Raw genomic sequence first — 16,810 nt, forward strand, 5'->3', positions numbered from 1 at the left:
GCCCCGGTCGACGCGCCGCGCCCAGCGGGACCCCTCGTCGCCGCGGGAGCGCCGGCCCTCCCGCCGGGCACGGCCCCGCGGCCGGCGCGTGCGGCACCGGTCCCCGCCCGGTGGGGCACGGGGCGGGCGCCGGACAGGGGGTTCAGCGCCCGAGCCCGGTGATCAGCGCGGTGGCCTCGTCCCAGGTCCCGGGCAGCTCCTCCACCCGGACCCGGACCGGGCCGGTGGGCGCGACGTGCGGGTCGACGGCCAGCCGGTCGGCGGCGAGCAGGCGCAGGTTGGCCAGCACCCTGGGCAGGGTGTGGTCGCGGCGCAGCAGCACGCACGCCGTGGCCGGGCCGATCGAGGCCAGCGTCTGCCCCGCGTCGAACACCTCCCGCAGCGCGTCCGCGAGCAGCGTCATCGCCACCACCCGGGACCAGCCGCTCACCCGGCTGAGGTCCAGCGCCGCGAGCACCAGCGCGTGCTCCCGGCGGCCGGTGGCGCGCTCCTCCGCGTACACCTCGCGCAACCGGGTGCGCAGGTACGCGGAGGTGGCCAGGCCGGTCAGCGGGTTGTCCGCGGCGCACTCGGCCGCCTGGGAGCTCACCACCTCGCCCCAGCCCAGGGCGGCGGCCCGGAGCATCCGCGCGGGCACCGCGTCCACGTCCGGGGAGACCATCCCGTCGGTCCCGCTCGGCCCGGTGAGCACCGCGTGCAGCGCCGCCAGGTCCAGCAGCGTCTCGGCCAGCCCGGCGCCGGCCTCGGCCCGCGCGCCGCCCAGCCGGTACAGCGCGCCGCTCGGGTCCGCCGCGTCCAGCACCGCCGAGCAGACCTCGTCGACCTCGCGCACCGGCCAGTCGGCCGGGAAGGCCCAGCCCGCGGCCATGGCCGCGGTCCGCCACCTCGACCGCAGGACGCGTGCACCGCCCGCGCCGAACCGCCGTGCCACCGCTACCCGAACACCCACTCGGATGCCTCCTCGACGTCGGTCTGCCGGGTAAGGGACGTCGCCGGGCGTCATCCATGACGGCATTCACAGGACACGATTGAGGGTCTTCCCGTGACGGTGTGCGACCTGGTGCGCCAAACTGGCCCCGCGCGAGGAGGGGAAACACGTGGCGACCGTTCCTGCTGACGTCCAGGGACCCAGCGATGCGGAGCTGATCGACTCCGTGCGCGCCGGGTCGACCGACGCCTACGGGCAGCTCTACGAACGGCACGTGGGCGCCGCCTACAACCTGGCCCGCCAGCTGGCGAGGTCCTCCGCCGAGTGCGACGACCTGGTCTCGGACGCCTTCGCCAAGGTCCTGGACACGCTGCGCGCCGGTCGCGGCCCCGACACGGCCTTCCGCGCCTACCTGCTCACCGCGCTGCGCCACACGGCCTACGACAAGACGCGCCGGGACCGCAAGCTCGAACTCTCCGAGGACGTGGCCGAGGCCGCGCCCGAGGCGACCGCCGTGCCCTTCGCCGACACCGCCGTGGCGGGCCTGGAGCGGTCGCTGGCCGCGCGGGCGTTCGCCCGGCTGCCCGAGCGCTGGCAGACGGTGCTGTGGCACACCGAGATCGAGGGCCAGTCCCCCGCCGAGGTCGCGCCGCTGCTGGGCCTGACCGCCAACGGCGTGTCCGCGCTGGCCTACCGGGCCCGCGAGGGCCTCAAGCAGGCGTACCTCCAGGTCCACCTGGCCGAGACGCAGGCCGAGCGGTGCCGCGCCACGGTCGACCGGCTGGGCGCGTGGACCCGCGGTGGGCTGTCCAAGCGGGAGACCGCCCAGGTCGAGACCCACCTGGACGAGTGCGCGAACTGCCGCGCGCTGGCCGCCGAGCTGGCCGACGTCAACGGCGCGCTGCGCGGGATCATCGCGCCCATGGTGCTGGGCCTGGGCGCCGGCGGCTACCTCGCCGCCGCGGCGGGCAGCGCCAAGGCCGCCGCGGTCACCGCCGGGGCGGTCGGTGCGGCGGGAGCGGCCGGGGTGGCGGGCACGGCGGCCGGCGGCTCCGCGACCGGCTCGGGCGGCGTGGCCAACCTGCTCACCTCCGCGCCGCGCCAGGCGCTCGGCGCGGCGGCGTCCGTGGCGGCCCTGGCGCTCGCGGTGGCGATCGGCCTGGCCAGCGGCGGTGAGCAGGAGGTGCCCGCCGCGCAGCTCTCGCCGCTGCCCACGACCGCCACCCGGGTCCTGCCGACCACCGCGCCCTCGCCGACGCAGGCCCCGGCGACCACCACCGCGCCCACCACGACCACGGCGCCGACGACGACCACCGAAACCGTGCCGGAGCAGCCGCAACCCGCACCGCAACCGGCGCCCGAGCCGGAACCCGAACCGCAGCCGGAACCCGAACCAGAACCAGAGCCCGAGCCGGAACCGGAGCCCGAACCCGAGCCGACGCCGCCGAACCTGGTGCCGACCGTGCCCAGCGGCTTCAGCCTGACCCCCGGCACGGACCCGGTCGCGCTGCCGATCACCGTGCGCAACACCGGCGAGACCGCCTCCGCGCCCGCCGGCACCGCGCTGCTGCTGCCGCCCGGCGTGCGGTCGGTCGGCGGACCGGCGTCGTTCGCGCCGCGCCGCCTGGCGCAGTTCGACGGCCTGCCCGAGCAGACCGTGGCCTGCCCGGCGGGCGTCGGCGCGATCACCTGCGCCACCCCGCAGGGCCTCGCGCCCGGCGGCACCGCCACGTTCGTGTTCCACCTCCAGGCCGACTGGGAGGCGATGACCGGCCTGATCACCGGCACGGTCAGCGCCGGCACCGCGATCAGCGTGAACATCGAGGTCGACGTCGAGGTCACCCCGGCCGAGGACGCCCTGAAACTGTCGGTGCGCACGTGGCAGCACCACTTCTGGGACCCCAGGCTGGACGTCACGGCGGTCAACACCGGCGGCCGGCCCGGCACCCTGCGCCTGGTGGTCGAGGGCGACGAGCACCTCACCCTGGTCACGCTGTGGCGCGGGTGCGAGCGGTCGCACCACCGGGTGGTGTGCGAGGTGCGGCTGGACCGGGGCGGGTCGTTCCAGCTGCCCGTGTGGGTGTTCGGCGTGCCGTGGCGGGAGGGCGTGGTCCGGGTGACCGCCACCCTCGGCACCGCCTCCCGCAGCGTCGAGGTGCCGATCTCGCGGCGCCCCGGCCACGGCCACGGCGAGCCGGAACCCCCGGCCGACGAGCCGACCGGCACCCCGCGGCCGACCACCACCACCACCCCGACGACGACGCCCACGACGACCACGACGGTCCCCCGCCCCACCGGCACCTCGTCGACCACCGCACCGCCCGCGCCGCCGCGGCCGACCACCCCGACCACGACGTCGCGGACCGACCCGCCGCCGCGGCCGACCGGGCCGCCCACGACCGCGCCGACCACGACGACGACCACCACCACCCCGACGACCACCACCAGGCGGACCGAGCCCTGCCAACCGCTCCTGCCGTGGCTGCCGATCCTGGGCGACCTGCTGCCCGACCCCTGTCGAACCCCTTCGTGATCGGTCGATCACCGGCCGGTAACCTGCCCCGGTGCTGCCACTCGTGCGCAGGCTCCTGGGCCGTCTGCCGGAACCGGTTCGCTCCCTGGTCCGCGAGCACCGGGAGCTGATCCGCTTCGCCGCCGTGGGCGGCACGACGTTCCTGATCGACAACGGCGTCTGGTACGCGCTCAAGCTCACCGTCCTGGACGACAAGGTGGTCACGGCCAAGGCCATCGGGGTGCTGGTGGCGGTCATCGCCTCCTACGTGCTCAGCCGCGAGTGGTCGTTCCACACCCGCGGTGGCCGGGAGCGGCACCACGAGGCGGCGCTGTTCTTCCTCGTCAGCGGGATCGGCGTCGGGGTGAACCTGCTGCCGCTGTACGCGTCGCGGCACGTGTTCGACCTGCACTCGGAGGTGGCCGACTTCGCCAGCGGCGGGGTGATCGGGATGCTGCTGGCCACCGGCTTCAAGTTCTGGGCGATGCGCAAGTTCGTCTTCCCCCAGGCGGACGCCCGCCCGCCGGTGCAGGAGCTGCGGGTCGTGCGCGACCGGCTCGACGTGGCCTGAACAGCACTTTTACCGCCGCTCCGTACAATGCTGTGGTGTCCGTGGTCGAGAACGTGGTCTTGCGCCTGCCCGAACCGCTGCGCTCGCTGGCGCTCAAGCACCGCGAGCTGCTCAAGTTCGCGGTGGTGGGCGGCACCTGCTTCGTGATCGACACGGCCATCTTCTTCGGCCTGAAGTCGATCGTGCTCAGCGAGCACCCGGTGACCGCGAAGATCGTGGCCACCCTGGTCGCCACGATCGTGTCCTACGTGCTCAACCGCGAGTGGTCGTTCAAGACCCGGGGCGGGCGCGAGCGCAGGCACGAGGCCGCGCTGTTCTTCCTGATCAACGGGATCGGCATCGTGCTGAACTCCGCGCCGCTGTGGGTGTCGCGGTACCTGCTGCACCTCCAGGAGCCGAACGTCAGCCGGCTCGCGGAGGAGTTCTCCGACTTCCTCAGCGCGCAGGTGATCGGCACCCTGATCGCCATGGTGTTCCGCTGGTACGGCTACAAGAGGTGGGTCTTCCCGCAGGCCGACTACCGCCCGCGCCGGGTGACCCGCGCCTACGACCTGCCCGAGGAGGACGAGCAGGCCCTCGGCCACTCGTGACCTAGCGGCCGGCCGCGAGCACCGCCAGCGCGGCCTCGTGCAGGTGCCCGTTGCTGGTCAGCACGCTGCCGCCGTCGTAGCGGCCGGCCCCGGTCAGGTCGCTGAACCGCCCGCCCGCCTCGGTCACCAGCACCTGGAACGGCGCGACGTCCCACGGGTTCACCACCGCCTCGGCGGCCACGTCGATCGCGCCCTCCGCGACCAGGCAGTGCTGCCAGAAGTCGCCGAACGCCCGGTTCTCCCAGCACGCGTCCACCAGCGCCAGGTACGCCTCGCGCGAGTGGTGCTCGACCCACGAGCCCAGGTGCGTGGTGGACAGGTAGGCGTCGGACAGGTCGCGCACCCCGGACACGGCGATCCGCCGCTCCCCCGAGGCGTCCGAGGAGAACGCGCCGCCCCCGGTCGACGCCCACCAGCGGCGGCCCAGGGCGGGCGCGCTGACCACCCCGACGACCGGCGTGCCGTCCTCCACCAGCGCGATCAGCGTCGCCCACACCGGCACGCCGCGCAGGAAGTTCTTGGTGCCGTCGATCGGGTCGACCACCCACGCGCGCCCGGCGCCCACCTCGCCGCCCCGCTCCTCGCCCGCGACCTGGTCGTCCGGCGCCTCGACGGCCAGCACGGCGCGGATCGCGTCCTCCACGGCCACGTCGGCGTCGGTGACCGGGGTGCGGTCGGGCTTGCGCTCCACCACCAGGTCCCGCGCGCGGAACCGGGAGGTGGTGATCAGGTCGGCCTCGTCGGCGAGGCGGAGGGCGAGGGCGAGATCTGCGCGAAGGGCGGACACGCGGGCGATCGTGCCACGCCTACGCTGGGTGCCGTGAGCGTGGTCTTGTTGGCCGAGGACGACCCGGCGATCGCGGAGCCGCTGTCCCGCGCGCTTCAGCGCGAGGGGTACCAGGTTCAGGTGGTGGGGGACGGTCCCGGCGCGTTGGACGCGGCCGCGCACGGCGGCATCGACCTGCTGGTGCTCGACCTGGGCCTGCCCGGCATGGACGGCCTGGAGGTGTGCCGCCGGCTGCGCGCGAACGGGCGCGGCCTGCCGGTGCTGATGCTCACCGCCCGGTCCGACGAGGTGGACTTCGTGGTCGGGCTCGACGCGGGCGCGGACGACTACGTGGCCAAGCCGTTCCGGCTGGCCGAGCTGATGGCCCGGATCCGGGCGCTGCTGCGCCGGCGCGCCCCCGGCACGCTGGAGGTCAACGGCGTCCGCGTGGACCTCGCCGCCCGCCGCGTCACCGTGGACGGGCAGGAGGTGCAGCTGGCCAACAAGGAGTTCGAGCTGCTGCGCGTGCTGATCCAGCGCGCGGGCCAGGTCGTGCACCGCGACGAGATCCTGTCCGAGGTCTGGAACGACCCGGAGCTGAAGAGCAGCAAGACCCTGGACATGCACATGTCGTGGCTGCGCCGCAAGCTCGGCGACGCCCGCGGCGTGGAGCGCCGCATCGCGACCGTGCGCGGGGTCGGGTTCCGCTTCAACGCGGCCGACTGATGCGCAGCCGCATCCTGCGGGCCATCCTGCTGGCCGTCGCGGTCACCGGGTTCGCCCTGGGCATCCCGCTCGGCTACACGGCGCTCCAGCTCGTGGAGGGCGCCGCCCGCAACGACCTGGGCACGCGGGCGCAGCGGATCGCGGCCTCCATCGACGACCAGATCGCGAACGGGCAGCCGATCGACCTGGGGCCGGTCGAGGTGGGGGTGCCGGAGGGCGGCCACCTCGTGGTCACCACGGGCGGCCGGGTGCTGGAGTTCGGCAGCACCCCCGGCGAGGACGCGCTGTCGGTGCAGGTGCCGATCGCGCAGCAGGGCACGGTGCGGCTGGAGGTGTCCGCGGACCCGGTGCACACCACGCAGTACCAGGTGTCGGGGCTCGTGGTGCTGCTGGTGGTGCTGTCCGTCGGCACCGGCACGGTGGTGGCCAGGGTCACCGCGCGCAGGCTCGCCGAGCCGCTGCGGCACGTGGCGGCCCGCGCCACGCGGCTCGGCGCGGGCGACTTCCGCAGCGACGACCGGCGGCACGGCGTGCCGGAGCTGGACCTGGTGTCCGACGCGCTGGACCGGTCCGCGATCGCGCTGGCCCAGCTGGTGCAGCGGGAGCGGGAGCTGGTCGGCGACGTGTCGCACCAGCTGCGCAGCCGGCTGACCGCGTTGCAGCTGCGGCTGGAGGCGCTGTCGCTGCACCCGGAGCCGGAGACCGCGGCCGAGGCGCGGGCCGCGCTGGAGCAGGCCGAGCGGCTGGCCGAGGTGCTCAACGAGATGCTGGCCGCCGCCCGCGCCGCCCGCGCGGTCGGCGCGGAGCCGCTGGACCTCGCCGCGGAGCTGGTCGCCATCGCGGAGGAGTGGCGCGAGCCGCTGCGCGGCGTCGGGCGCGTGCTGCGGGTGCGGGTGCCGGACGGGTTGCTGGCGCGCGCCACGCCCGCCCGGCTGCGCGAGGCGATCGGCGTGCTGCTGGACAACGCCCTGCGGCACGGCGAGGGCCAGGTGGTCGTGTCCGCGCGCCGGGAGGACGGCACGGTGGTCGTGGAGGTCAGCGACTCGGGCCGGGGCGTGCCGGACGAGCTGTCGCACCACATCTTCGAGCGCGGCGTGTCCGGCGGCGGCTCCACGGGCGTGGGCCTGGCGCTGGCGCGGGCCCTGGTCGACGCCGACGGCGGGCGGCTGGAGCTGTCCACCGCCCGGCCCGCCACGTTCGCGGTGTTCCTGCCGGTGCCGAAGGCCGAGGACGTGGTGGGCGTGAGCTGGCGGACCGACCTCACGCCCCGCTAGACCCCGTCTCCAGCCGGATCTCAGGCCCCGCCGGGGGCGCTCCGCTCCGCCGCCTCCGGCAGCACGCCGACCGCGCCGCGCACCACCTGCGCCCACACCAGGCGGCCGAACAGGTAGTGGCAGGCCACGTCCTCGCTGGTGAACGCGGCCCAGTCGTAGCGGTTGCCCTGCTCGCGCCAGAAGACCTCGAAGCCCTCCCCGGTGGGCAGCAGGCACCACCGGTTCTCGGCCTCCGCCCCGATCGACACGACCTCGGCGGGCACGCCCACCGCCAGCAGCCAGCCCTCGACCGACTCCGCGTTCACCGGACCTCCTCCAGGTAGCCCAGGGCGAGCAGGTCGGCCACGGGGTGGGTGGTGCGGTAGCGGACGCCACCGCCGGGCTGCCCGAACCACCCGGCGGACAGCGTGAACCACACCGGCAGCACCCGGGCGACCCGGTAGCGGTGGTGGCCGGCGTCGAGCAGCGCGGGCGGCAGCGAGCGGGCGGCGTAGGCGGTGCCCGACTCGGCCAGCACCCGGCCCTCGGCCGGGCCGAACCGGTCCAGCTCCACGCCGACCGCGAGCACGCCGGGCTGCCCCGCCTCGTAGCCGCCCTCGGGGAACAGCTCGCCGGGCGGCCACGCGTACTCCGGCGGGTCGGACCGGACCAGGAAGCGGCGGTCCCAGTCGCGCTCGTGCATCCCGGCCTGGGGGTCGTGGCCGACCAGCAGCGCGGGGTCGGGCGCGGCGCCCGGCGCGAGCACCAGGCGCGGGCGGGCGACGGCGGGTCGCGGCTCGGCGGCCGGGTCGCCGGCCGCGCCGGAGAGCCGGGACCGCAGCAGGTCGCCGTAGGTCAGGTCCAGGCCGAGCTGCGCGGAGGTGTCGACCAGGTTCCGGTCCGGGTGGCCGCCCGGCTCGAACCGGAGGCCGGCCGCGAACACCTGCTCGCCGGACGGCGGCGGGAGCTGGCGGACCGGCGCGGTGCGGGGCCGGGGCAGCGTGCCGCCGGGGAACATGTGCGCCAGGAACAGCGCGACGGCCTCGGTGCTCGGCCGCGCGGTGCTCGCGGCGGGGACCGGGTCGGGCGCGGGCTCGTCCCGCCGGGCCGGCGGGGTCGTCGGGGCGGGGCCCGGCAGGAGCGGGGTCCGGGCCGCGCCGTCCCGGGCGACCGGGATCGGCACGACGGCGAACGCGAGCGAGCCGTCCTGGGCCGCGTCCTCGACGTCGCGGGCGGCGGTGATCAGCGCCTCGCGCAGGTCGCCGGCCGTGGACTCGGCCTTCGCCTCGCCCTTGACGTCCGCTTTGGCCTGGGTGTCCGCCTTGGCCGGCGCCTCGGTCTTGGCCTGGGCCTCGGGCCTGGCGGCTTCCCCCTTGGCGGCGCCGGCGTCCTTGGCCGCGCCCTGGTCCTGCCCTTGGTTCTGCCCTTGGTTCTGCCCTTGGGCGGACCCCTGCGCCGACGAGCCCTGACCCGGGCCCGCCGCACCGGACCCCTGACCCGGCGAGCCCTGACCCGACGAGCCCTGGGTGGGCACGGCCGCCTGCGCGGCTCGCGCCTCCGCCTTCGGCGCGGCCTGGCCCGGCTGCGCGGACGCCTGCGCCCCGGCGTTGGCCGCCGGGGACTGGGTGGCCGCCGCGCCGGCCGCCGGGGACGCGCCGGGCGCGCCACCGGTCGTGCCGCCGAACGAGGGTCCCTGCGGGGCGGCCTGGTTCGCCGCCGGGGCGGCGGACTGCTGCGCGGGCGCGTGGGGGGTGTCGACCGGCAGCACCGGCCGGTCCAGGACCGCCGCCGCCGACTGGCCGACCGTGTCGGCCGGGCGGCCGACCGCGTCCACGACGGGCGCGCCCGGGACCGAGCCGCCGACCGCGTCCCCGACCGGCCTCACGACGTGGTCCACCGGGTTCAGGACCTGGTTCACCAGGCCGGGCGCGGCGGCGGGCGGCCCCTGACCGGCACCCGGACCCTGGCCCGCCGGACCCTGCCCCTGGCCCTGGCCCACCGGACCGGGCAGGGCCTGGTCGACGGTGTCGCCCGCGCCCCTCACCACGTCCTTGGCCGTGTCGACCAGCGGGTCCACGACCGCGGCGACGGGCGGGGCCACCGCGCCGACCGCGTCCACGAGCGGGTCGGCCACCGCGCCGACCGTGTCCGCGACCCCGCCCAGCAGCCCGCCGACGAGCCCGGGAGCCCGGTTGCCGCCCGCGTCGCCACCGCTGCCACCGCCACCAGCGGCGCCGCTGCCGTTGCCACTGCCGTTGCCGAGCAGCCCGTCCACGAGCGCGCCGCCACCCAGCAGCCCACCACCCGGCAGCCCGCCGCCGTTCGACTGGGTGCCGCGCCCCTGGTCGCCGCCCTGGCCGGGCGCGTCACCGGGCCCGCCCGGACCCGCACCGCCGCCCCCGGGCCCGTGCACGCCGGGGCTGGTGTCGACCGGTGGCAGGCTCCCGCCCACCGTCACGCCGCTGTCCAGCCGCACCGCGTTGGTCAGCACGTCGGTCAGGTGGGCGACGTTGGTCGCCGCGCCCCGCACCGCCGTGTCCAGCCCCAGCAGCGCCGCCGGGTGGCCGGCGGTCGCGGCCTGCTGCGCCGCGTCGTTGTTCCTGGCCAGGGTCACCAGCTCGCGCACCAGCTCGGCCTTCGCCGCGCCGATCTGCTCGGCCGCGTGGTCCAGCCGGTCCGCCGCCGAGCGGCAGCCGCGCACGGCCGAGTTCAGCGCGCCGTCCGGGGCGGTGAACGCGTTCCAGTGCCCGCGCGCCGCGTCGCCGGTCGCCCCGCTCATCGAGCCCAGCGCCCTGGTCGCGGCGCCGTCGGACTCGCCGGCCAGCGCGGCGAGCCGCGTGCCCGCCTCGCGCCACGCGGTGGCGGACGCGCGCATGGCGTCCTCGTCGGCCCGGGGCCACGCGACCCCGGCCTTGGCGGCGACCTCGACCAGTTCGGCCGGCAGCTCGATGCCCATGGCGGCTCCCAGGAGTGTTTCGGACGGCGCGGGGGTCAGAGGGCGCGGAACGAGTCGGTGTTGCCCCGCTCGGCCTCGCGGTAGGTGCGGGCCGTCTCGGTCAGGCGCTCACCGACGCCGCCGAAACCGGGGCCGAGCGCGCCCATCCCGCTCAGCACGTCGCCGGACGGGCCCACGTGGCCGGCCGCGAAGCTCTGCCCCACCGCGTCGTCGCCCCAGCACGCGCCCAGGGAGTCGAGCGCGACGCCCAGGTCGCCCGCGATCTTCCCAGCGCGCTCGGCGAACGCGCCGAAGTCCCGCGCCCCCTCGGTGAGGCGGGCGAGGTCGGTGTGGAAGCCGGTCATCTCAGGTGCCTCCCGGTGGCGTCGACGTCCAGCCAGTCGCGCTGCTCGAAGTCCTCGTCGTCGTCGACCCGGCCGGGCCGCGCGGGCGGCGCGATCTCCTCGGGCCTCAGGTCGGCGGTGCCGCGCACCAGCGCCTCCGGGTCGGTCCCGGCGGGCAGCGCCGGCCCCAGCGCCCGGTAGGTGCGCTCGGCGGCCAGGGCCACGGCCTCCCGCGCGGTGCGCACGACCAGCTGGGCGAGCTGCGGGGGCCGCAACCGGTAGGCGGCGTCGGTCAGTTCCAGGTCGGTCAGCGTGCCGCGGGCGTCCACCACCGCGGTCACCTCACCGCCCGGACTGCTCGCGGCAGCCGTCACCCCGGCCAGGTCGCGCTGCACGGACGCGAGCTGTTCTCGGCTGCGCCGGTAGTCGGCGAGCAGCTCGTCGACCCGGGCGCGGTGATCGGTCGTCACGGCCACCTCCGGTTCCAACCGTCGCCGGGCATGGTCGTCGGTCGCGCGTTGGACGTTACGACCCGGCACCCGGTTCCGGGGCCCTTCGGGGGAAAACCGGTGTGCGCGGCACGTCGCCCCGCACGTGAGGACCCCTCGGGTCCGGCGCTACCCGCGCAGGGCCCGGACCACCCGCGACGGGCTCGGCCGGCCCAGCCGCTCCGCCATCCACGCGCTGGTGTCGGCGAGCCGGTCCAGGTCGAAGCCGTGCCCGATCCCGAGGCCGTCGAGCATCCACACCAGGTCCTCGGTCGCCAGGTTGCCGGTCGCGGACTCCGCGTAGGGGCAGCCGCCCAGCCCGCCGGCCGACGAGTCGACCGCGGTCACGCCCACCCGCAGCGCGGCCAGCGTGTTGGCCAGCGCCTGGCCGTAGGTGTCGTGGAAGTGCACGGCCAGCCGGTCGACGTCGCCGAACGCCGCCAGCAGCGCGGTGACCTGCCCCGGCGTGGCCACGCCGATGGTGTCGCCCAGGGACAGCTGGTCGCAGCCCATGTCCAGCAGGCGCTTGCCGACCCCCACGACCTGCTCGCGCCCGACCGCGCCCTCCCACGGATCGCCGAAGCACATGGAGACGTAGCCCCGGACCCGCAGCCCCTCGGCCTTGGCGCGGGTGACCACCGGGTCGAACATGGCGAACTGCTCGTCCAGGGACCGGTTCAGGTTGCGCCGGGCGAAGGTCTCGGTGGCGCTGGCGAAGATCGCGACGTGGTCGACGCCCGCCGCGAGCGCCCGCTCCAGGCCGCGCTCGTTGGGCACCAGCACCGGGTAGTCGACGCCGGCCCGCCGGTCCAGGCCGGCCAGCAGCTCCTCGGCGTCGGCGAGCTGGGGCACCCACTTCGGGTGCACGAAGCTGGTCGCCTCCAGGACCGGGGCGCCCGCGTCGGCCAGCCGGTCCAGGAACTCCAGCTTCGTGGCCACGGGGACCACCCCGGACTCGTTCTGGAGGCCGTCCCGCGGCCCGACCTCCCAGATCGTGACGCGGTCCGGCAACCCGTCGCCCGCGACCGCCTCCGGCAGGCCGACCTCACGCGCGCCCATTCGTGCTCCTGCCCTCCTGTAGGTGCCCGCCGTCGAGCACTCGACCCAGCGCCGCGCGCACCTCCGCCACCGCCGGGATGTCGTCGAACTCCAGCGGCCCGTCCGCGGCCGACTCGACCACCAGCGTGCCGCAGCCCAGCAGCCGGTCCAGCGCGCCCTGCTCGAAGCGGACGTCGTGGACCAGCTCCAGCGGCAGGTTCAGCCGGGCCTTCCGGACCACGCCGATCCGGCACATGACCCGCCGGTCGGTGACGACGAAGTGCGTGGTGAGCCAGCGCAGCACCGGCGCGACCACCAGCCACGCCACCAGCACCGCGGTGACGCCGGCCAGCACGAACCACGCGGTCGTCGCCCACGTCAGGGCCGACACGGGTCCCGCCAGCGACGCGCCGCCGAGGGCCAGCGCGACCGACGCGACCACCGGGAGCAACAGCGCCCTCCAGTGGGGGTGCTTGTCGATCACGACGTGCTCGCCGGGTCCGAGCAGGTCGTCCGGGTGGGCCACGGCGGTCCCCTTCGGTGGCTGGTGCTCGCCTCACCGTACCCGCAGGTGCACCACGTCCCCGGCGGAAACGGGGTGGTCGGCGCCCGTTTCGTCGCGGACCACCAGGGTGCCGTCGTCCGCCACGTCGCGGGCGGTGCCGAGCAGCGCCACCCCCCGGGCCAGCTCGACCCGGACCGGGTGGCCCAGCGTGGCGCAGTGCGCCCGGTACTCCTCGCGCAGCGCCGGGTCGTCGCCCGCCAGCCCGCGCCACCGGGCCTCCAGGTCGTGCAGCTGCCGGAGCAGCGAGACGGCGAGTTCGGTGCGGTCCACCGGTGCCGCGGCGTGGTCGGCCAGGCTGGTCGGCGCGAGGCCGCCCGCGCCGGGCTCGACGTCGGCGGGCAGCCTGGCCACGTTGAGGCCCACGCCCAGCACCACGGCCTCGTCGGCGGTGACCTCGGCGAGCACGCCCGCGGCCTTCGCGCCGCCCACCAGCAGGTCGTTGGGCCACTTCAGGGTGGCCCGGACGCCCGCGTCGGCCGCGGTGCGGACCAGGGCGACCCCGGCCAGCAGGGTCAGCCACGGCACGCGCTGCGCGGGCACGCCGACCGGGCGGAACAGCACGCTCAGGTACAGGCCGCCGGTGGGCGAGACCCAGCCGCGGCCGCGCCTGCCCTGGCCCGAGAGCTGCTCCCCGGCGATCAGCGCGGTGCGGTCGGGCGCGCCCGAGCCCGCCGCGGCGCGCAGGTCGGCGTTGGTCGATCCGGTGCTGGCGACGACGTCGACGGCGGCGTAGGGGCCGACGAGCCGGTCGCGGAGGGTTGCGGCGTCCACGGGTGTGCAGGGTAGGAGCGGCCCGCACCGCGCGCTGTGTCGGAGCGGTGTGGAGGCGGGGCGGGCCGCTCCCGCCAAGCCTGCGACCTCCAGCGCGCTGGAGGTCAAATCGACCGATCGTGACCTGGGCTACTAGCCCGGACGGGGCCTGGCGCAGCCGGCTAAGCTGCCCGGTCATGAGCAGTGCGACCGCCCCCGTCGGCGAGGAGCCGGACGTCCACACCACGGCCGGGAAGCTGGCCGACCTGCACCGGCGCAACGAGGAGGCCGTGCACGCCGGCTCGGCGCGCATGGTCGAGAAGCAGCACGCCAAGGGCAAGAAGACCGCCCGCGAGCGCATCGAGCTGCTGCTGGACCCGGGTTCGTTCGTGGAGCTCGACGAACTGGCGCGGCACCGCTCGACCAACTTCGGCCAGGACCGGAACCGGCCCTACGGCGACGGCGTGGTGACCGGCTACGGCACCGTCGACGGCCGCCCGGTGTGCGTGTTCAGCCAGGACGTCACGGTGTTCGGCGGGTCCCTCGGCGAGGTGTACGGCGAGAAGATCGTCAAGGTCATGGACCTGGCGATCAAGACCGGCAGGCCGATCATCGGCATCAACGAGGGCGGCGGCGCGCGCATCCAGGAGGGCGTCGTCTCGCTGGGCCTCTACGGCGAGATCTTCCGCCGCAACGTGGCCGCGTCCGGTGTCGTGCCGCAGATCTCGCTGATCATGGGCGCGAACGCGGGCGGGCACGTGTACTCGCCGGCGCTCACCGACTTCGTGGTCATGGTCGACCAGACCTCGCACATGTTCATCACCGGCCCGGACGTGATCAAGACCGTCACCGGCGAGGACGTGGGCTTCGAGGAGCTGGGCGGCGGCCGCACCCACAACACCAAGTCGGGCAACGCCCACTACCTGGGCGCCGACGAGGAGGACGCCATCTCCTACGTCAAGGAGCTGCTGTCCTACCTGCCGGCCAACAACCTGGCCGAGGCGCCGGTGTTCGACGCGCCGGACGACGTGGTGCACGGTTCGGTCGAGGACTCGGTCACCGACTCCGACCGCGAGCTGGACACCCTCGTGCCGGACTCGGCCAACCAGCCGTACGACATGCACGAGGTCATCACCCGGGTGCTGGACGGCGGCGAGTTCCTGGAGGTCCAGCCGCTGTTCGCGCCGAACATCCTGATCGGGTTCGGCCGGGTCGACGGCCACTCGGTCGGCGTGGTGGCCAACCAGCCCACCCAGTTCGCGGGCTGCCTGGACATCGACGCCTCGGAGAAGGCGGCGCGGTTCGTGCGGACCTGCGACGCGTTCAACATCCCGGTGCTGACCTTCGTCGACGTGCCCGGCTTCCTGCCCGGCACCGACCAGGAGTGGAACGGCATCATCCGGCGCGGCGCGAAGCTGATCTACGCCTACGCCGAGGCCACCGTGCCGCTGGTCACCGTGATCACCCGCAAGGCGTACGGCGGCGCGTACGACGTGATGGGGTCCAAGCACCTCGGCGCGGACGTCAACCTGGCGTGGCCGACGGCGCAGATCGCGGTGATGGGCGCGCAGGGCGCGGCCAACATCGTGCACCGCAAGACCCTGGCCGCCGCGGTCGACGGCGGCGAGGACGTCGACGCGCTGCGGGCCCGGTTGCAGCGCGAGTACGAGGACGCGCTGTGCAACCCGTACGTGGCGGCCGAGCGCGGCTACGTGGACGCGGTGATCCCGCCGTCGTTCACCCGGGCGCACGTGGCCCGCGCGCTGGCGATCCTGCGCGACAAGCGCGAGGTGCTGCCGCCCAAGAAGCACGGGAACATCCCGCTGTGAGCGCGCAGCCGCACCTCCGGGTCGTGCGCGGCAACCCGGACGACGAGGAGCTGGCCGCCCTGACCGCCGTCGTGGCGGCGCTCGCGTCCCGGCCCGCGCCGCAGGCCGCGGCACCCCGCCGCTCGGCGTGGGCGGACCGCTCGCGCCTGGTCCGCCGCCCCCTCCACGCCGGCCCCGGCGCGTGGCGGGCCTCCGGCCTGCCCTAGCACTCCACCCGGCGGCTGGTGACCTGCGTGGCGACGTCCCGCAGGACGCCGACCTCGCGGCACCGGACGCCGTCGGGCACGCGCAGGCGGACCCGCATCCACATGCGCCCCGCCGCCACCCGCGCCTCCAGCACCTCGACGCCGTCCTCCCCGGCCACCGCGCCGGGGACGGCGTCGAGGCGGCGCAGGGCGCGGGCGGTGGTGGTGACCTCGCCCATGACCCGGCTCTCGACCCGGTCGCCCGCGTCGGCGAAGGGCCAGAAGGGGACGCCGTACCCGACCGGGTCGGTGGACACGACCTTCAGCGCCACCCCCAGCACCGCCACGGCCGGCAGGACCAACAACCACCGGCGGCGACCGCGACCCCGGTCCGCCCGACGCACCACCAGAGCCCAACGCTGCACCTCTCCGAGGTTGCCCAACGGTGGCGGGGCGCGCATCGGTAGATCTACGCAGCCGGTTCGCGCGGGCGCCCGAGCCGCTCGCGGCACCGCCGTGACCCGAGCCGCTCGCGGCACCGCGGTGACCCGGGCCACGCCGGCGACGCCCAGCCCAGGCCCAGCAGCACTCCCCCCGACCCAGGCCCAGCAGCGCTCCCCCGGCCCCGTCCACCCACTCGGCCTACCGCGAGCCACCCGCCCCGTCCCCCTTAGGCTTCCCACCGTGCGCTTCGTCCTGGCCTCGCAGTCACCCGCCCGCCTAGCCGTCCTCCGCGCCGCCGGCGTCGAGCCCGAGGTCCGGGTCTCCGGCGTGGACGAGGACGCCCTCGCCGCCTCGCTGACCGACCCCACCCCCGAGCAGCTGGTCACCGCGCTGGCCCTGGCCAAGGCCGAGGCCATCGCCGGCGGCTCCACCGGGGACGAGGTGGTCGTGGGCTGCGACTCGATGCTCCGCACCGCCGACGGCGAGGTGCACGGCAAGCCCGGCACCACCGACGTGGCCCGCGAGCGGTGGAAGCGGATGGCGGGCACCACCGGCACCCTCCTCACCGGGCACGCCGTGCTGCTGGTGCGGGACGGCGTGGTCGTCGACCGGGCCGTCGACCACGAGTCGACCACCGTCCGGTTCGGCCGCCCCACCGACGACGAGCTGGAGGCGTACCTCGCCACCGGCGAGCCGCTGCACGTCGCGGGCGCGTTCACGCTCGACGGCCTGGGCGGCTGGTTCGTGGACGGCATCGACGGGGACCCGTCCAGCGTGATCGGCATCAGCCTGCCGCTCACCCGCCGCCTGCTGCGCAAGGTCGGCGTCTCGGTGTCCAGCATCTGGTAGCGGTTGTCACACTTCCCCCGATCGGGGAAGTTCCCCC

18 protein-coding genes are annotated in these 16,810 nt (G+C 75.9%); 8 read left to right on the top strand and 10 right to left on the bottom strand.

The window, feature by feature from the left end; genetic code table 11:
* Positions 1–142: 142 nt before the first annotated feature.
* Positions 143–949 carry a GGDEF domain-containing protein gene (locus ACFP3R_RS09260; RefSeq protein ID WP_380634665.1) on the bottom strand — a complete coding sequence of 269 codons (807 nt, stop codon included), beginning with the start codon at positions 947–949 and terminating at the stop codon, positions 143–145.
* A gap of 148 nt (positions 950–1,097) precedes the next feature.
* On the opposite strand from ACFP3R_RS09260, the gene ACFP3R_RS09265 reads away from it, so the two are divergent.
* Genes ACFP3R_RS09265 through ACFP3R_RS09275 form a run of 3 tightly spaced genes read left to right on the top strand, consistent with a single transcriptional unit; the run spans position 1,098 to position 4,601 of the window.
* Entirely contained in the window at positions 1,098–3,461 is a 2,364-nt protein-coding gene (locus tag ACFP3R_RS09265; protein ID WP_380634667.1) for a sigma-70 family RNA polymerase sigma factor, read from the top strand.
* Positions 3,462–3,495: 34 nt separating this feature from the next.
* Positions 3,496–4,011 carry a GtrA family protein gene (locus ACFP3R_RS09270; RefSeq protein WP_380634971.1) on the top strand — a complete coding sequence of 172 codons (516 nt, stop codon included), beginning with the start codon at positions 3,496–3,498 and terminating at the stop codon, positions 4,009–4,011.
* A gap of 35 nt (positions 4,012–4,046) precedes the next feature.
* Entirely contained in the window at positions 4,047–4,601 is a 555-nt protein-coding gene (locus ACFP3R_RS09275; protein ID WP_380634669.1) for a GtrA family protein, read from the top strand.
* Position 4,602: 1 nt separating this feature from the next.
* On the opposite strand, the gene hisN is transcribed toward ACFP3R_RS09275, so the two are convergent.
* Positions 4,603–5,388, bottom strand: coding sequence for a histidinol-phosphatase (gene hisN / locus ACFP3R_RS09280; protein ID WP_380634671.1), 786 nt, complete (start codon positions 5,386–5,388; stop codon positions 4,603–4,605).
* A 33-nt stretch (positions 5,389–5,421) separates the two neighbouring features.
* On the opposite strand from hisN, the gene ACFP3R_RS09285 reads away from it, so the two are divergent.
* Both ACFP3R_RS09285 and ACFP3R_RS09290 read left to right on the top strand, forming a co-directional pair.
* Positions 5,422–6,093 (top strand): response regulator transcription factor, encoded by a 672-nt coding sequence (locus ACFP3R_RS09285; protein ID WP_380634673.1) that lies wholly within the window; start codon positions 5,422–5,424, stop codon positions 6,091–6,093.
* Positions 6,093–7,367 carry an ATP-binding protein gene (locus ACFP3R_RS09290; RefSeq protein ID WP_380634675.1) on the top strand — a complete coding sequence of 425 codons (1,275 nt, stop codon included), beginning with the start codon at positions 6,093–6,095 and terminating at the stop codon, positions 7,365–7,367. Before ACFP3R_RS09285 ends, ACFP3R_RS09290 begins: the two co-directional genes overlap by 1 nt.
* A gap of 20 nt (positions 7,368–7,387) precedes the next feature.
* On the opposite strand, the gene ACFP3R_RS09295 is transcribed toward ACFP3R_RS09290, so the two are convergent.
* The 7 genes from ACFP3R_RS09295 to ACFP3R_RS09325 all read right to left on the bottom strand — a co-directional run bounded on the left by ACFP3R_RS09295 (position 7,388) and on the right by ACFP3R_RS09325 (position 13,487).
* The gene (locus ACFP3R_RS09295; RefSeq protein WP_380634677.1) at positions 7,388–7,672 is read right to left on the bottom strand and encodes a hypothetical protein; all 285 of its coding nucleotides are present in this window, start codon (positions 7,670–7,672) and stop codon (positions 7,388–7,390) included.
* Positions 7,669–10,302, bottom strand: a complete 2,634-nt coding sequence (locus ACFP3R_RS09300; RefSeq protein ID WP_380634678.1) for a TNT domain-containing protein — start codon at positions 10,300–10,302, stop codon at positions 7,669–7,671. The genes ACFP3R_RS09295 and ACFP3R_RS09300 overlap by 4 nt, the downstream gene beginning before the upstream one ends.
* 35 nt (positions 10,303–10,337) lie before the next feature.
* The gene (locus ACFP3R_RS09305) at positions 10,338–10,646 is read right to left on the bottom strand and encodes a WXG100 family type VII secretion target (protein WP_380634680.1); all 309 of its coding nucleotides are present in this window, start codon (positions 10,644–10,646) and stop codon (positions 10,338–10,340) included.
* Positions 10,643–11,095: a YbaB/EbfC family nucleoid-associated protein gene (locus ACFP3R_RS09310; RefSeq protein ID WP_380634681.1), complete on the bottom strand. Its 453-nt coding sequence runs from the start codon at positions 11,093–11,095 to the stop codon at positions 10,643–10,645. The genes ACFP3R_RS09305 and ACFP3R_RS09310 overlap by 4 nt, the downstream gene beginning before the upstream one ends.
* Before the next feature lie 147 nt (positions 11,096–11,242).
* Complete coding sequence (locus tag ACFP3R_RS09315; RefSeq protein ID WP_380634683.1) at positions 11,243–12,172, bottom strand: hydroxymethylglutaryl-CoA lyase; 930 nt, start codon at positions 12,170–12,172, stop codon at positions 11,243–11,245.
* Complete coding sequence (locus ACFP3R_RS09320; RefSeq protein ID WP_380634685.1) at positions 12,159–12,677, bottom strand: PH domain-containing protein; 519 nt, start codon at positions 12,675–12,677, stop codon at positions 12,159–12,161. The genes ACFP3R_RS09315 and ACFP3R_RS09320 overlap by 14 nt, the downstream gene beginning before the upstream one ends.
* Positions 12,678–12,707: 30 nt before the next feature.
* The gene (locus tag ACFP3R_RS09325) at positions 12,708–13,487 is read right to left on the bottom strand and encodes a biotin--[acetyl-CoA-carboxylase] ligase (protein ID WP_380634687.1); all 780 of its coding nucleotides are present in this window, start codon (positions 13,485–13,487) and stop codon (positions 12,708–12,710) included.
* A 176-nt stretch (positions 13,488–13,663) separates the two neighbouring features.
* Here ACFP3R_RS09325 and ACFP3R_RS09330 point away from each other — a divergent pair, with 176 nt between their 5' ends.
* Positions 13,664–15,295, top strand: coding sequence for an acyl-CoA carboxylase subunit beta (locus ACFP3R_RS09330; protein WP_380634689.1), 1,632 nt, complete (start codon positions 13,664–13,666; stop codon positions 15,293–15,295).
* Positions 15,292–15,501, top strand: a complete 210-nt coding sequence (locus tag ACFP3R_RS09335) for an acyl-CoA carboxylase subunit epsilon (protein ID WP_380634690.1) — start codon at positions 15,292–15,294, stop codon at positions 15,499–15,501. Before ACFP3R_RS09330 ends, ACFP3R_RS09335 begins: the two co-directional genes overlap by 4 nt.
* Here the strand turns inward: ACFP3R_RS09335 and ACFP3R_RS09340 are convergent.
* Positions 15,498–15,905, bottom strand: a complete 408-nt coding sequence (locus tag ACFP3R_RS09340; protein ID WP_380634692.1) for a hypothetical protein — start codon at positions 15,903–15,905, stop codon at positions 15,498–15,500. The two genes, ACFP3R_RS09335 and ACFP3R_RS09340, sit on opposite strands and share 4 nt — an antisense overlap.
* Before the next feature lie 259 nt (positions 15,906–16,164).
* Here ACFP3R_RS09340 and ACFP3R_RS09345 point away from each other — a divergent pair, with 259 nt between their 5' ends.
* Positions 16,165–16,773: a Maf family protein gene (locus ACFP3R_RS09345; protein ID WP_380634694.1), complete on the top strand. Its 609-nt coding sequence runs from the start codon at positions 16,165–16,167 to the stop codon at positions 16,771–16,773.
* The last annotated feature ends 37 nt before the right edge of the window (positions 16,774–16,810 follow it).

Origin of the sequence: Saccharothrix lopnurensis, assembly GCF_042658445.1 — a bacterium.
In the GTDB taxonomy this organism is placed as follows: Bacteria; Actinomycetota; Actinomycetes; order Mycobacteriales; family Pseudonocardiaceae; genus Actinosynnema; species Actinosynnema lopnurensis.

Coding starts and splice junctions, on each gene's coding strand:
- ACFP3R_RS09305 (WP_380634680.1), bottom strand. CDS start 10,646: ATGACCGGCTTCCACACCGACCTCGCCCGCCTCACCGAGGGGGCGCGG.
- ACFP3R_RS09330 (WP_380634689.1), top strand. CDS start 13,664: ATGAGCAGTGCGACCGCCCCCGTCGGCGAGGAGCCGGACGTCCACACC.
- ACFP3R_RS09315 (WP_380634683.1), bottom strand. CDS start 12,172: ATGGGCGCGCGTGAGGTCGGCCTGCCGGAGGCGGTCGCGGGCGACGGG.
- ACFP3R_RS09300 (WP_380634678.1), bottom strand. CDS start 10,302: ATGGGCATCGAGCTGCCGGCCGAACTGGTCGAGGTCGCCGCCAAGGCC.
- ACFP3R_RS09290 (WP_380634675.1), top strand. CDS start 6,093: ATGCGCAGCCGCATCCTGCGGGCCATCCTGCTGGCCGTCGCGGTCACC.